The organism is Thioclava sp. F34-6, assembly GCF_002213235.1.
GTDB classification, from domain to species: Bacteria; Pseudomonadota; Alphaproteobacteria; order Rhodobacterales; family Rhodobacteraceae; genus Thioclava; species Thioclava nitratireducens.
In genome coordinates this window covers 58,556-71,813 of sequence record NZ_NBOA01000001.1, presented here as the reverse complement: position 1 = coordinate 71,813, position 13,258 = coordinate 58,556, and the positions used below count along the sequence as shown (strand labels likewise).

The 13,258-nt window shown below is 66.1% G+C and carries 10 protein-coding genes; all 10 read right to left on the bottom strand.

The genetic code is table 11. The annotated features are described in order from the left end of the window. Window positions 1-22: 22 nt before the first annotated feature. The 10 genes from B6V72_RS00340 to B6V72_RS00295 are packed head-to-tail and all read right to left on the bottom strand — an operon-like array spanning window position 23 to window position 13,253. Window positions 23-2,716, bottom strand: a complete 2,694-nt coding sequence (locus tag B6V72_RS00340) for an SEL1-like repeat protein (RefSeq protein WP_088726366.1) — start codon at window positions 2,714-2,716, stop codon at window positions 23-25. Between the two features lie 32 nt (window positions 2,717-2,748). Then, window positions 2,749-3,366 (bottom strand): alginate O-acetyltransferase AlgF, encoded by a 618-nt coding sequence (locus tag B6V72_RS00335; RefSeq protein ID WP_075777059.1) that lies wholly within the window; start codon window positions 3,364-3,366, stop codon window positions 2,749-2,751. Further along, a complete protein-coding gene (locus tag B6V72_RS00330) occupies window positions 3,363-4,682 on the bottom strand; it encodes a hypothetical protein (RefSeq protein WP_075777058.1) in 1,320 nt (439 codons plus the stop codon). The genes B6V72_RS00335 and B6V72_RS00330 overlap by 4 nt, the downstream gene beginning before the upstream one ends. Then, window positions 4,679-5,401, bottom strand: coding sequence for a hypothetical protein (locus B6V72_RS00325; protein WP_075777057.1), 723 nt, complete (start codon window positions 5,399-5,401; stop codon window positions 4,679-4,681). Before B6V72_RS00325 ends, B6V72_RS00330 begins: the two co-directional genes overlap by 4 nt. Continuing rightward, window positions 5,394-6,461 (bottom strand): hypothetical protein, encoded by a 1,068-nt coding sequence (locus tag B6V72_RS00320; protein WP_088734121.1) that lies wholly within the window; start codon window positions 6,459-6,461, stop codon window positions 5,394-5,396. Before B6V72_RS00320 ends, B6V72_RS00325 begins: the two co-directional genes overlap by 8 nt. A 12-nt stretch (window positions 6,462-6,473) precedes the next feature. Further along, complete coding sequence (locus tag B6V72_RS00315; RefSeq protein ID WP_088718388.1) at window positions 6,474-7,895, bottom strand: MBOAT family protein; 1,422 nt, start codon at window positions 7,893-7,895, stop codon at window positions 6,474-6,476. Continuing rightward, entirely contained in the window at window positions 7,895-9,277 is a 1,383-nt protein-coding gene (locus B6V72_RS00310; RefSeq protein ID WP_088734119.1) for a right-handed parallel beta-helix repeat-containing protein, read from the bottom strand. Before B6V72_RS00310 ends, B6V72_RS00315 begins: the two co-directional genes overlap by 1 nt. Next, window positions 9,264-10,667 carry a sugar phosphate nucleotidyltransferase gene (locus B6V72_RS00305; protein ID WP_077701257.1) on the bottom strand — a complete coding sequence of 468 codons (1,404 nt, stop codon included), beginning with the start codon at window positions 10,665-10,667 and terminating at the stop codon, window positions 9,264-9,266. Before B6V72_RS00305 ends, B6V72_RS00310 begins: the two co-directional genes overlap by 14 nt. Continuing rightward, entirely contained in the window at window positions 10,664-11,770 is a 1,107-nt protein-coding gene (locus tag B6V72_RS00300) for an HlyD family efflux transporter periplasmic adaptor subunit (protein ID WP_077701258.1), read from the bottom strand. Before B6V72_RS00300 ends, B6V72_RS00305 begins: the two co-directional genes overlap by 4 nt. 19 nt (window positions 11,771-11,789) lie before the next feature. Continuing rightward, window positions 11,790-13,253: a glycosyltransferase gene (locus tag B6V72_RS00295; RefSeq protein WP_075777051.1), complete on the bottom strand. Its 1,464-nt coding sequence runs from the start codon at window positions 13,251-13,253 to the stop codon at window positions 11,790-11,792. Window positions 13,254-13,258 lie beyond the last annotated feature (5 nt).

Genomic DNA, 13,258 nt, shown 5'->3' with positions numbered 1-13,258 from the left:
GACTCTTCTTTCGTGTCTCGCGTTACTGAATGAGGCGCGCCGTGGCGGCGGCCGTTTCGTTGCCCGCACGGGCGGCGGCGAGAAGCAGTTTCCGCGACCGCTCCATGGATTGGTCAACGCCAACCCCGTAGGCATAGGCCTGCGACAACAGATACATCGCGTCGGCGTTGCCCCCGTCTGCCGCGCTTTGCAGCAGCGAGGCGTAGCGCTCTGCCGTGTCGTCGGGTGCGTCGCTTTCGCGCACGATCCGGGCCAGTTCGAGCTGTGCCGCGGCATTCCCCTTCTTTGCGGCCTCGGCGTAAAGGGCACGGCGATCTACCTTCGCGTTAACGATCTCGCGCACTTTCGGGTCCGAATATTCGAGGAAATTGAAGATATCGGCGATGTCCTTGGGCGCCGCGATCTTCAGCAGGCGGACCGTCATCGCAGCCGTCTTCTCGGTGCTCATCTCGATCTTGCCGTCCTGGCGCAGCGACAGAAGCCGGCGCAGCGCAAGGGGATAGCCACGGTCTGCGGCAGCGCGATAAAGCTTCATCGCGCGGGCCTTGTCGTCCTCGGACGACCCCATTTCGCGCAGGGCGTCGGCAACGGCCACGTCTTCCCACCCGTCGCCTTCGGAAACCGCGCTCGCGATCTTGAGCCAATGATGCGCCCCATCCTTGGCGTCGATCTTGCGCAGGACATGTGCATAGTCGAGCGCCATGGACGTCGTGCAGTCGATGGTGCTGCGAATGCGGGCCCGGTAGGTCGCGACATCGCCGGCCTTCTTGAGATAGGGCAGCGCGAAGAGCATGGCCTTCACGTCCCCGTTTCGCGCGATGGCGTCGCGATAGGTTCGCCATGCCGTGTCGGAATCCATGATACCGTGATCGATCAGAACCCCGATCGCGGTGCCGTTGCCGTTCTTCGCAAGGTCGCGGGCAAGCGAGATCATCCGTTCACGCTGGGTCTTGTCGAGTTCGGTGCGGCTTCCCAGCACAGAGAGGTAGAGCGTCTTCGCCCCCGTCTCTCCCGCGTCGATGGCCTGCGCCAGAAAATCCTCGGCGGCGCCGACATGGCCGCGATTGAGCGCGAGTTTCGCTTCGGCCGTGTAGAGCGCGCCACCCGAGGCCTCTGTCATCCGACGCATCTTGTCGCCCGCGCCTTCGGGGTTCACGTCATGGAAATTGGCCAGCGAGCGCGCGCGCATGTTAATCGCCTGCGATTGCAGCCGGGCCACCGTCAGCGGATCGTCTTGGGGGTTCACCGCGTCGAGCTGGCTCGGAGTGAGTTCGACCGTCGAGTCGCCGGCGAATTCTTCCATCTTCGTCCAGTATTTCGACTCCGAGAGGATCGGGGCATCCCGTGACCGGCACTGGAAAATGGCCTGGAGATCCTGCATCGGTTCGGTCTTGCCGTCGATATAGACCGCGTCACGCAGCTCCGAGACGATGTTGAGCAGGTCCTGCTCGCCGTCGGCATCGCGGATCTTGATCTCCGCAAGGTGCATCCGGGCCGCCGAGAGCGTCGGATCGATCTTCAGCGCCTCGGCGTAGAGCTTGGCGGCACGGTCCTCGCCGGCCCACCGCCCCTGCTGTTCGAGGACGAGATTGCCGCGCTGTGCATAGGCCCAGGCGGGGGTACCCGGCGCGTCGATCATCCGGTCCAGCGCATCCGCAAGACGCGCCCGCCCGCCGGGCTCGTTCTTATGGGCGCGGGCGATGTTCACGAGACGGATCCGCGCGGTTGGGTCGCCGTAACCGGCGGCCTCCTCGTAAAGCGCGCGGGCTTCTTCGGGATCACGCTCGGTCAGGGCACCGCGTTCGAGGATGCCCCCCAGGCGCAGCATCGCGTAGGGCAGATCGAAATCCGCCGCCTGACGCAGGCTCTTCATCATCAGGTCGTTGTCCCGGTCGACTTCGGTCGCCTCGCGGTTCATTTCGGCAAGGTTCCAGGCGGCGTTGGCCCCGCCCAGCCTGGCCGCGAAACGGTACCAGTCCTCGGCCAGCTTCGGATCTGGTGCGACGACCTCGCCGTCGCGGAAGATGGCGGCAATGCGGTTCACGCGGTCGCACAGAAGCGGATCGAGATCGCCCAGCAGGTTCCCGAGCGCCATGGTCACGGCCACGTTGGGCGCGATGTTCCAGTCGTCGATCTTCTGCTTGTAGGACAGCTCGACCATGCGCAGCAGCGAGCTACTGTCGCCCGCATAGGCGGCCTGACGCCAGAGTGCGATGGCCCGCTTGCGATCGCGCGCGACACCGGTGCCGTTATAGAGCAGTTCCGCCGCCGTGCGTTTGACCGAAGCCGATCCGGCCGGCGCCATGTCGAGCAGGCGCTTGACCAGACCTTCATCCGCGAGATCCTGCATCCGGCCCGCAGCGACGAGAAGGTCGATGCGGTCCAGAAGAAGGTTGGTCTTGTCGTAGCCGTCTCCGGACTTTAGCAGGCGCTGGTCCGCCGCCTCGATGACGTCGAACCAGCGTTTCGCGTCGTTCTGGCGCAGCAGCCGCAGGTCGCGGCGGATGAGCCTCACGTCGCGGTCGCCCAGTGGCCCGCCGTCATAGTCCTTCCACCTTTCGGTCAGGACGTGCTGCGGAGGCCGGGGGCTGCAGGTATCGCTGCCAGCCTCGACCTGGGGAGGATCGAACGGCACCGAGACCGGTTTTGCATGGACCGATCCGGTCTGGGCAATCAGGCCCAATGCTATGGCGGAAAGGATGCGTGTCAGAGACATGGTGATCTTCTCCAGGACGAGGCGTGTCAGTTTCAGTTCGCGTAGGTGCTGTCGGTGGCGGTCAGCGCGCCGTCGGCGCCGACGATCACCGTGGTCGCGGTACCGCGACGCAGCTCCAGCGGATCGAGGCTCGAGAGCGTCTCACCGTCCTGACGCAGCTCGAAGGTCAGGGTCAGCGGCGCCTTCAGGCCGACTGCCCCTTCAGTGCCGGGCGCTACATCGGACAGTGCCGCCGTTTTCGCCTCGGTTGCATAGAGATCGAAAGTCTTCATGTCGCTCAGGTTGTAGAGCAGCAGATCCGCCTGCGCGGGGCTTTCGGTTATGTCGTCCTTGATCATCGGTTCGTCCTTGACCGAAGACAGGATGGTGTAATGGGTGCTGGCGCCCACCTCGACGGAGCGTTCCTCGTCGCCGACGGTGAGGTCCACGTCGCCGGGGGAAACCTCGACATAGGGGGTCAGGCCCGCATCCGAGGTCTCGAGCCGCGTACCGTCGATCGACACCGAATCCGCATCGGGCGCGATCACGCGCAGGAAGGAGGCATCCGGCGAGGACGGCTCGGGGTAGAGCCCTTCATCCTGCGCGGCCGCGGGCAGCGCGGTCAGCAGCGCCACGGGGAGGGAAAGCAGAAGCGTTCGCTTGTTCATCATGTCTGGGATCCTTTCAAGGTACATGTGGAGAGCGTGGCGTCCTTCTCGGCCGGCTGGTCGAGTTCGACGCGCACATGGGTGTAGTCCTTGCGCCAAAGCGGGCGCGCATACTCGTAAAACCAACGGGTCGGCCCCACGCGCTCGGAGCGCTGGATCGTCGTGGAGCCGGTGAGACCATCGTCATTCGAGAACTTGAGCGTGGCGCGCACACCGTTCGCCCGGCCGGTATCGACACCGAGATAGCTCTCGGGCGTCCAGCTGTTGGCGGGCAGGTCCGCGGTCAGCACGTTCGGGTCGGGATTGGCGGTCTTGAGCGGCGTGCAGTCGGCGCCGGCCGCCGCGATCAACTCGCGCAGGGGGCGTTCGCCGAACCCGCCGAGATTGTTGTAGATCGGGTTTTCCCAGATCAGCACGCGCGGCTTGTTCTCGCGGAAATCCTCCGACAGCAGGTAGGAGGTGATCGCGCCGAACTGGTTGCCGCCGGTCACCGAGTAGTTCGCGACCTGTGCCTGGGTCTCGTAGGACAGGGCATCTTCGAAGCTGAACATCTTCTCGGCGGACATCGAGGTGCCGACCAGCGCGATCGGCGGACCGGCGCTGTCGGCCGCGAAGATATCGCCCGCGTCGCCGCTGCCGCCGCCTTTTTCGGTGGCCTTGAACCGTTCGGTCCGCGGCACCGGCAAGCCGTCGCGGCAAAATTTCTGAATATGGCGCCGCAGCGCGGATTCGACCGGCTTGGTGCCCGTCGAGGTCAGCTCGATCTTGGTCGTTTTCATGTCGTCGAGCGATGGCGTCTGGTGAATCGTGTCGGCGATCGCCTTCGCCACGGAATGCGCGCCGTCCGGCGACCAGTGGAAATCGAGGCCGATGAAAGGCTGGCGATCGTCCGGCAAGGTATTCATCGCCGCGACGGTGTCGATGGCGGTGACATTCGCGTCGGCCAGCCGCGACAGGAACGCCTTGTACCCGGCCTGGGCGAGCGCCTTGTCATAGCCGTAATCCGCCGCTTCGGGCGGCAGGTGCTCCGGCATCGCGAGGCTCTTGGTCGGAATCGGCACGTAGATCAGCTTGGTGCCCCTCTCGGCCAGCACCCGCGACAGCGTGCCCACGGTTTTCGCGGCCGCCGCAGAGAGCGGGTGATAGGTCCGCATGTTGAGGTTGAGGCGGTAGAAAAAGCCGTCGCTGCCTTCGAGAACCGGCAGGTTATCCGCCGTGGCGAGCCCGTGGCAGTCATAGGCCGACTTCTGCTGTGCCAAGGCCGATCCGGTCCCGGCGGCCAGCAGCCCGGCGGCAAGTGCGAGTGAACGGAGTATCATTGCGTTTCCTTCTCGGTATCGTCGGAACGGGCGTCGAGCTGCGCGAGGATCGACTTTGCGGCCGTGCGCGTGCCCAGTTCATCCGCGTCCGAAGCGGCATGGGTGAGGATGGAATGCAGACGTTCGGGCGCGACGAGGTCCGGGTTCTGCAGGGCCTTGGAGCCGATCTGGATCGCGGCGGCGCCGTCGCCGGACTCGGCCAGCTCTAGCAGCAGGTCGCGGGCACGCTCGGGATGGTAGCCGAAGGGCTTGCCGGACTCGTAAAAGCCCGTCAGCGCCTCGCGCGCCTTGGTGTAGCCCTGCACCGCCAACGTCCGGATCGCGTTCTCGAGATGGTGGAGCCGCTTGTCCGAGACGTCGAGATCGGGCCGCTCGAGGATGCGGATCAGCGGCCCCAACGCGTAGTCGCGCCCGGTGAACACCGCAGAGGCGTAATAGAGCGCCGCGTCTCCGACGACGCTCGGATCGTCGAGCGCCATCAGCCGGTTGGCATAGCGGAACGCGGCCAGCCCGTCGCCCGCATCCGCGAGCGCGCGCATCTCGGCAAAGCTGAGATGCTGGTCGTGCAGCATCCGCTTGCGGTCGTGCTGCAACTTCCAGGTCGGCAGGTCGGCGGTCTCGGTGACGCGGTCGTCGATCACCGCCTGCCCGAACACCGGTCCGGCCAAAACGACCGCGAGCAGGCCCGCCATGGTCGTCGCAAGACGCGGATCACGCATTTCCGGCCTCCTTTCCGTCGATGTATTTCGGCTCGCCGAGATAGCGGATCGGGAATTCCCAGATCACCCGCGCGGGCGGCGCATCGTCCAGTTTCGGCTCGGACAGGAACGCGTTCATCGGTTCGACCGGGCCGCGGCCTTCCTCGGCGAGGTTCAGGATGTCGCGCCCCAGCGCGATCTTGAGGGCGGGCACGAAGCTCCAGGACTTGTTGGCGCTGTAGCTCGTGCCGACCAGAACCGTGTCGATCGGCGCATCGTCGGAGGCGAAGATGCCCTTCTTTTCCGCGCCTTTCTCTTCGGCGACATAGGGCGTCACCCGCTCGGGGCCAAGCCCCACGCTCGGCGCGAAATCGTCGGTGGTGACGAAGGACACCAGGTCCCCCATGAATTCCTTGGGCCGCGCCGGGACCTTCTTGAACACCGTGTCGCCATGGGAAATCTTGCCCGATTGCGCCACGGCCTTGGCCACCCTCGCAGCCCCCTGCGGGGTCCAGTGCGTGTCGCGCGTCAGGAAGACCGGATCGGGCCCGGCATCGGCCAGCGCGGGCCGGGTATCGACGGTCGTGACGCCCTCATCGGTCAGCGCCGCGCGGAAGGCGCGATACTGGTCCTCCATCGCCTGCCCCGCCTGTTCGCCGCCGTGGTCGCGGTAGATGTCGATCTTCGCGGGCACCGGCACGACGACGAGCTTGGTCCCCAGCGCGTTGAGCTGCGCCTTGACGTCGGCGACGACCCCGGCGGCGGTCTTGATCTCGGACGGCGTGGCGCGGTCGAATTCCTCATCGGTGAAGAGCCAACCGTCATCGCCCGCCGTCACGCCGTCACGGCCTTCGCCGATCAGCTCGTAGCGCGCAGCCCCGATCAGGCCGACCGCGGTCTTGCGGTGCGGCTGCGCCTTTCCGTAGAGCGCGCCGAGCGACGTCGCAGCCTTGCCGCTCACGAAGTCGCCCTTGACCGTTCCGGGCAGCCCCTTCTCGAAGATATCCACGTTCACGAACAGCGCGTAGCCGAGGAACAGGATCGGCACGCTGGTGCGTATGGCTTTCAGCATCATCTGCATGGGTCCGGTCCTTCAGAATTGGAAATAGAGGAAGGGCGAGAAGCTTTGCTCGGCCAGCTTCAGTATGGTCAGCGTCGCCAGCACGGTGACGGCCATCGGCGGCACGATGGCGCTCGTGGCGGTCAGCGTGCCGTCAGGGCGCGGCGAGAGCGGGCCCTCGACCATACGGGCCAGCCAGGGCTCGAGGATGGCGACGCCGATCGCGATGACGAGCACCGCGACACTTTCGCCGGTGATCTCGAAGGCGGCATCCGGCGACAGCCCGATCCCGTTGGCCCCCAGCATGCCGGCGAAGACCTGTCCCGCCTCGACGATCGAGGTGGCGCGGAAGATCACCCAGCCGATGAGCACGACCAGAAGCGTGCGCAGCAGCGCCGCGGTGGAGCGCGACTTGACCCAGCCGGAATAGCGTTCCCACATCAGCCAGCCGCCGTGCCAGGTGCCCCAGATCACGAAGGTCCAGGCCGCGCCGTGCCACAAGCCACCCAGCACCATCACCGTCATCAGGTTGACGTAAGTGCGTGCCGGGCCGATGCGGTTGCCGCCGAGCGGAATGTAGAGATAGTCGCGCAGCCAGACCGACAGCGAGATGTGCCAGCGCCGCCAGAACTCGGTGATCGAGCGCGAAATATAGGGCGTGTCGAAATTCTCGATGAAGCGGAAGCCCAGCATCATGCCCAGCCCGATCGCCATGTCGGAATAGCCCGAGAAGTCGAAGTAGAGCTGCATCATGTAGGCGATCGCCCCGCCCCATGACAGCGTCAGCGACGGATCGGGCGTCGAGAAGGCGAGATCGGCCAGCGGGGCCACCGCATCGGCCAGCAGCACCTTCTTCGCCAGTCCGACGAAGAAGCGCATCATGCCGTCCGAGAACATCTCGACCGAGTGGGTGCGGTGCCGGAACTGATGCGCGAGATCCTTGTAGCGCAGGATCGGCCCGGCAATGAGCTGCGGGAAGAGCGCGATGAAGGCCGCAAAGTCGAGCGGGTGCACGTCATCGGGCGCATCGCCGCGATAGGTATCGACGATATAGCTCACCGACTGGAACACGTAGAACGAGACGCCGATCGGCAGAAGGATCTGCCAATGCACGCCGATGGCATCGGGCGTGGTCCCGAACAGCGCGGTCAGGCTGTCGATGAAGAAATTGAAATACTTGAAGAAACCCAGAACGGCGAGGCAGCCGGCGACGCCGATGCCGGTCCATATCTTCGCCATCCGCACATTCGCGGCATGGCGGATCGCCCGGCCGGTGAGCCAGGTCCAGGCGGTGGTGCCGACGAGCAGCAGCAGGAAATCCACCCGCCACCACGCATAGAACACGTAGGAGACCGCGAGCAGCGTCAGCGACTTCCAGCGGCTCGGCGTCAGATAATAGAGCGCGAGCGCCAGAGGCAGGAAGAGAAACAAAAAGGTTTCGGATGAAAAGACCATCAGGTAGCGCCCTCTCCGGAACAGGTGTCAAAAGCTGCGCGCGCGGCATCGCGGCGCAGAGGTGCGGGATCGAGCGCGCGCACGCCGGTGACGCTGAGATCCCCCGCACCGCCATCAGCGCTCGCGCGCAGGAAATCGGGCGTCAGCGCGTCGAGATCGCCCGACAGAAGCCGGGGGCGCTGATCCGTGAAATCGTTGTCATGCAGGCGCAGGTCGGCAAGGCCGGTCGCGCGGATGCCCATCCGGTTGCCCGCAAAGCGGCTGTCGGTGATCAGCACCCGCGTTTCGGGGCGCTGGCGGTCGATCATCAGTCCGGGGCCTCTATTGTCGGCAAACCGGCTCTCGTTGAAGATCGTCGTGCCCGCCCCGCGCTCGGCGAAGCCGGCGCCTTTATTTCCCGAGACCTCGATCCGGTCGAAGAGAACGCAGGTCGCGCCTTGCGCCATCGTCGCGCCGGAACCGTCGAAGCCCCGCACGGCGACATCGCGAAGCTGAAGCGCGCGGCTGTTGTCATCCACGCGCATGCCCTTGCCCTGCCCGCCATCGAGCGCGACATTGACGAGCCGCATGTCGGAGACGCCCGAAAGGTGCAGCGCCTGCTCGCCCCCGGTATCGCGGACGGTCAGATCGGTGATCGTGCCCCCGTCGATATCGCGCAGCATCAGGCCGCTGCCCCGCGCGTCGGCGATCTCGGTATCGGTGAGGTTCACCCCGTCGAGATCCTGCAGGACGACGCCGCGCAGATCAGTGAAACTGTTCCCGGTCATCGCGGCCGGGCTGCCGAAACTGAGCAACCCGCGCCCGCCGAGAAACAGCCCGGCGCTATAGGCCCGGTCGCCATAGCCGAGGCCGGTCAGCGTGGCATCTTTCAGCGACAGGCTCTGCGGTCCGAGCGCTGCGACAAAGGGGCGGAACCCCGCAATATCGGGATGCACGTCGGGGCCCGCGGCGATGGTGGCGTGATCGACGTCGAGCGCGCCGAAAGAGATCAGGTAGCTGCCCTCGCGACGCGAAAGGTCCAGCCGATCGCCCTCGGACAGCGAAAGCGACGCGCCTTTCAGCACCACGATGGGCATCGAGGCCACAAACCGGTCATCCTTGCGGATCAGCGCATCGGGATGGCCGGAATCCGCCAGCAGGTCGTCGAGCATGGCCAAGGTCACATCGCCCTGGTTGAGGTAGATCGCCGAGCCGCCGCCCGGCGTATCGCCCAGAAGCTCCGTGTCGATTTCGACCCCGGCCCCGGCGGCAAGCTGGGTCAGCGCCAGGCGCACGTTGGACACCGACGCGCTGACCGCCTGCTGAGCAGCCGCCGGCGCGGTGAGCGCCAGCGCCAGCCCGCAGGACAGGCCAAGGCAACGCAGGTGTTCACTCACGTGCATCGCGCGTTCCCTTCGATGTCTCTTCGGCCTCGTCTTCCGAGAGGTCGATTTCGTAAAGGCTCAGCGCCCCGTCGCCGGTGTTCCAGACCTCGACCGACGAGCCGGGGCTTACGTTGATGCTATGACCCTGGCTGCAGGCATGGGTCGGCCCGCCGTTCTTCCAGTGGCCGCGACCGCTCGACACAGCGAGCAGCTTTCCACCCGGGGTCGGCCCGCGGAAGGTCGCGGTCTCGCCCGCGTCGAGGGTGAGACGCGACACGGCGGGGAAGGCCTCGCCGCCCTGCCCGATATCTTCGGTTGCGACCTCGGGATGGCGCGCCACTTCGCTGCGGTTCTGGGCCTTGAGCTCGGCGACGGCGTCTTTCACCTTCTGGGCGTTGCTGTGATTGGTCACGAGGAGCGCGTCGGGCGTGTCGACGACGATCACGTCCTCCATGCCGATCACGGTGACCAGCTTGTCGCCCGCGCGGATCAGCGAGTTGCGGCAGTCGAGGGTCAGGGCCTGTCCGGTCGAAACGTTGCCGTCTTCGCCCTTGGGGCTGATCGAATGGATCGCGGTCCAGGCCCCCACGTCGTCCCAGTCAACCTCGACCGGGGCGACGGCGACGCGGTCGGAGCGTTCGAAGATCAGCCGTTCGGTCGGCTCGTTCGCGGCCTCGGCGAAATGCGCGCCGTCGAGGCAGAGGCCGGTTTCGGTCTTTTTCGCGCCGTCGAGCGCGGCCAGAACGGCGGCCAGCGTCGCCGGGTCGTATTTCTCGAATTCCTCGATCAGGACGTCAGCGCGCATCAGGCTGATGCCCGACGCCCAGAACGTGTCGCCCGATGCGACGAGCCTTTGGGCTTTCTCCAATTCGGGCTTCTCGATGAAACTGGTGACCTCGTGGAGGCCTTCCTGGCCATCGACCAGCGCGCCGCCGGAGATATAGCCGAACCCGGTCTCGGCATATTTCGGCACCACGCCGAACAGCACGATCCGGCCCTGCTGCGCGCCCTCGCGCATCTGCTTTACCACCGTGTTCATGTCGCCTTCGATCTTGTGATCGGACGGCAGGACCAGAAGCAGCGCCTCGGGATCCTCTTCCGCCAGCGTCAGGGCAGCGGCGAGAACCGCGGGACCGGTATTGCGGCCCATCGGCTCCCCCAGAAAGCGCCCGGTGACGCCGATCTCGGCCAGCTGATCGCGCACCAGACCCTCCTCGGAGGCGGCGGCGACCAGCAACGGGTCAGCGAAATCGTCATCGAGATGGCGCGCCACGGTGCTTTGCAGGAACGTCGGACCGCCATTGCCGTCGATGGACTGGAATTGCTTGGGCTGGGCGACGCGGGACATCGGCCACAAGCGGGTCCCCATCCCTCCAGACAGAACTACGGGATTAACGACACTATTCATGACTGGTCTCCAATTGCTTTGATACTACGGGTAAAGGCGCGCGCTTCTCCGAGCGCGTCGCGGGAAAGACTGCCCCAATCGACCCCGAAGGCATCGCGGCTGACGCTGAGCGCGGCGACCTGCCCCGCCTCGTCGGGCGAAAGGTCGATCGATGGTACGAGATTGGCGCGCACCAGCCCGTCGGAGCCGACAGCGCCCGGCGCGCGGAACCCGTCGCCGAGGGTCGCACGGAATTCGGTCCCGTCAGGCAGGGTCACGTTGACGCCGCCGGTCTGCTGCACTTCGAACAAAAGCTCCTGCGGCAGGCGCGCCTCGATGACCAGCGGCGCATCCGGAGCGGAGATCTCGAAGAGCGGCTCGCCGGCAAGAACGGTGCTGCCCTCGGCCACGGAAATCGGATGGACGGTGCCTTTGCTCGGCATGGCGATCGAAAGCGTCTCCCCGTCCACCGTGTCGAGCGCGAAGAGCACATCGCCCGGACCGGCATCGGGGTTGATGAAGCTGATCTGACCGTCGGCGGTCGCCCGGATCGTCTGGCCCTGCGCGACCACGCGGCCCGGGGCGGCGATATCGGTCGTGAACAGACGCGCCTGCATCAGGCTGACGGCCAGCGCGATGAGCGCGACGCTCAGGGCAAGCACGACGAGCGTGCCGAACGCGCTGCGCAGCCGCTTGCGGAACCCGGGTTTCGGCGCCGCTCCGGTGCCGCCCTTGGGTTGCGCGAGCGATCCGCTGCGGATCAGCCCGCCGGAGCTGGTCAGGTCACCCGAGATATAGTCATTCAGGATTTGCCGCAGCTGCGGCGAGTGATCGCCCGTCGGCTCGGTGAAGACCAGCACGCTGGAATTGTCGCCTTCCACCATGACCCGCGCGGTCGGCACGAGCGCCACCTGAAAGCCGGGAAAGTCGAAGATCAGGTGGACGATCTTTTCCGTGCCGTCGATCCGGCGGTCTATCAGGCCCGAGACCTGCGCCTCGGTCAGCGACAGACCGTCGCCTGCGTAGCGCCGTCCGTCGATGACCGCGGAAAACGGGATATCGATCAACGGGTGTTCGTTTCCGGCCGAAAGCGGCGCCGGTGAAGTATCGGGGGCGTGTGTCATGGTGCGTCCTGTCGGTCGTTTAGAGAAGTCCGGTCGAGAGCGCCGCGGCGAGGGTTAGCCACCCCAGCGCAAGGACCTGCATGTAAGTGGAAGTGGCCGAGCGCAGCCGCGCTCCGAGAGGCATGCGCGCCGCGGCTTTCTTGGCGGCCTGGCGCGTCCATTTCTGCCGGTCGAGACGGAACAGGGCCGAGCTCTTGACCGACGCGCCGAGGATCTGGCCGAAGTAGAGCAGCGGCGCGTAGATGATCGGGAAGCCGCCGCCCCGGAAGGTCGAGAGCATCCAGCAGAAGACGTAGCGGGTGAACATCACCCAGGCGATGTAGGCGGGGATCACCGCAGGCGTCGCGAAGAGCGCGGTCAGCGCGATCGAGATCGGCCCAAACAGCGTCGTCCAGATCGACACGCGCTGGTCGAGGATCGACCACCAGGTGAAGAACCCGATCCGCGACGGGCCCAGCGCCACCGCGCGGCCATTGGTGCGCAGCATGTTGCCGAACCACCGCTTCATCAGCGCCACGGCGCTTTCGACGAAGCCCGGCATCGGCTGCTCCTCGTAGGAGACGCAGCGCACGTCGGGCAGATAGGTCATCCGGTAGCCGCGGCTCAGCAGCCAGAACCAGGTCGATTTGTCGTCGCCGGTCAGGAAGTTGATCCGACCGAGCCGCCAGTGATCGATATGGTCCGATTGAACCTGTCGGATGAAGCTCGGGTCCACCGCCAGGTCGGCGCGGAAGACGGACATCCGGCCCGTCAGCGTCAGCACCCGGCCGCCGAACGCCATCGAGGACATCATCATCTGGCGCTGCATGAAGCGCAGATCGAACCAGTTCCGGAACAGCCAGTCATCCGGGATCTCGACGGATTCGTCGGTGGTCAGCGCCCCGACCCGTTCGTCGGTGAAGAAGGGCGCGGAGCGCTCGACGATGTCTGCTGGCACGGCGCTGTCGCCGTCGACGAACAACATGATGTCGTCGCGTCGCGGGGCCTCGCGCTGCATCAGCCGCAGCGAGCGGGCGATGGCGTCGCGCTTCCCGGTTCCCGGGATCTGGTCGATGATGAAGCGCACCTGCGGCATGTCGTGCCTGCGGGCCTCGAAGAGATCGCGCAGCACCCTGAGGTCAGCGCCATCCACCACCGAGGCGACGATGGTCGCGCCGCCGGGCGAGCGGCGGGCCGCCTCGAAGATCGAGCTGTAGACGCGGCTCGTGACGCCCGGCTCGATCTTGTAGGTCGTGACCATGAAATACGCGTGCGCCGGAACGGGGCGGCGCGCATAGGCGGCCTCGGCCCGCGCGCGGCGCCGGGGATAGAGCACCCGGACATAGGCGGTCGCGCGCAGGAAGTTCAGTGCCGCCCATCCATACCGCCACAGGCCGATCACCCCGAGCACCACGATGGCACTATCGGCGGCAGCCAGGCTGGTGTCGCGCACGGCAAGGCCCAATGCGACGAAAGCCGCGATATAAATGAGATGACCCAGCATTGCGG

Bases quoted from the DNA above. Each gene is read 5' to 3' on its own strand.
- B6V72_RS00340 (WP_088726366.1), bottom strand. From the start codon at position 2,716: ATGTCTCTGACACGCATCCTTTCCGCCATAGCATTGGGCCTGATTGCC.
- B6V72_RS00335 (WP_075777059.1), bottom strand. From the start codon at position 3,366: ATGATGAACAAGCGAACGCTTCTGCTTTCCCTCCCCGTGGCGCTGCTG.
- B6V72_RS00330 (WP_075777058.1), bottom strand. From the start codon at position 4,682: ATGATACTCCGTTCACTCGCACTTGCCGCCGGGCTGCTGGCCGCCGGG.
- B6V72_RS00325 (WP_075777057.1), bottom strand. From the start codon at position 5,401: ATGCGTGATCCGCGTCTTGCGACGACCATGGCGGGCCTGCTCGCGGTC.
- B6V72_RS00320 (WP_088734121.1), bottom strand. From the start codon at position 6,461: ATGCAGATGATGCTGAAAGCCATACGCACCAGCGTGCCGATCCTGTTC.
- B6V72_RS00315 (WP_088718388.1), bottom strand. From the start codon at position 7,895: ATGGTCTTTTCATCCGAAACCTTTTTGTTTCTCTTCCTGCCTCTGGCG.
- B6V72_RS00310 (WP_088734119.1), bottom strand. From the start codon at position 9,277: ATGCACGTGAGTGAACACCTGCGTTGCCTTGGCCTGTCCTGCGGGCTG.
- B6V72_RS00305 (WP_077701257.1), bottom strand. From the start codon at position 10,667: ATGAATAGTGTCGTTAATCCCGTAGTTCTGTCTGGAGGGATGGGGACC.
- B6V72_RS00300 (WP_077701258.1), bottom strand. From the start codon at position 11,770: ATGACACACGCCCCCGATACTTCACCGGCGCCGCTTTCGGCCGGAAAC.
- B6V72_RS00295 (WP_075777051.1), bottom strand. From the start codon at position 13,253: ATGCTGGGTCATCTCATTTATATCGCGGCTTTCGTCGCATTGGGCCTT.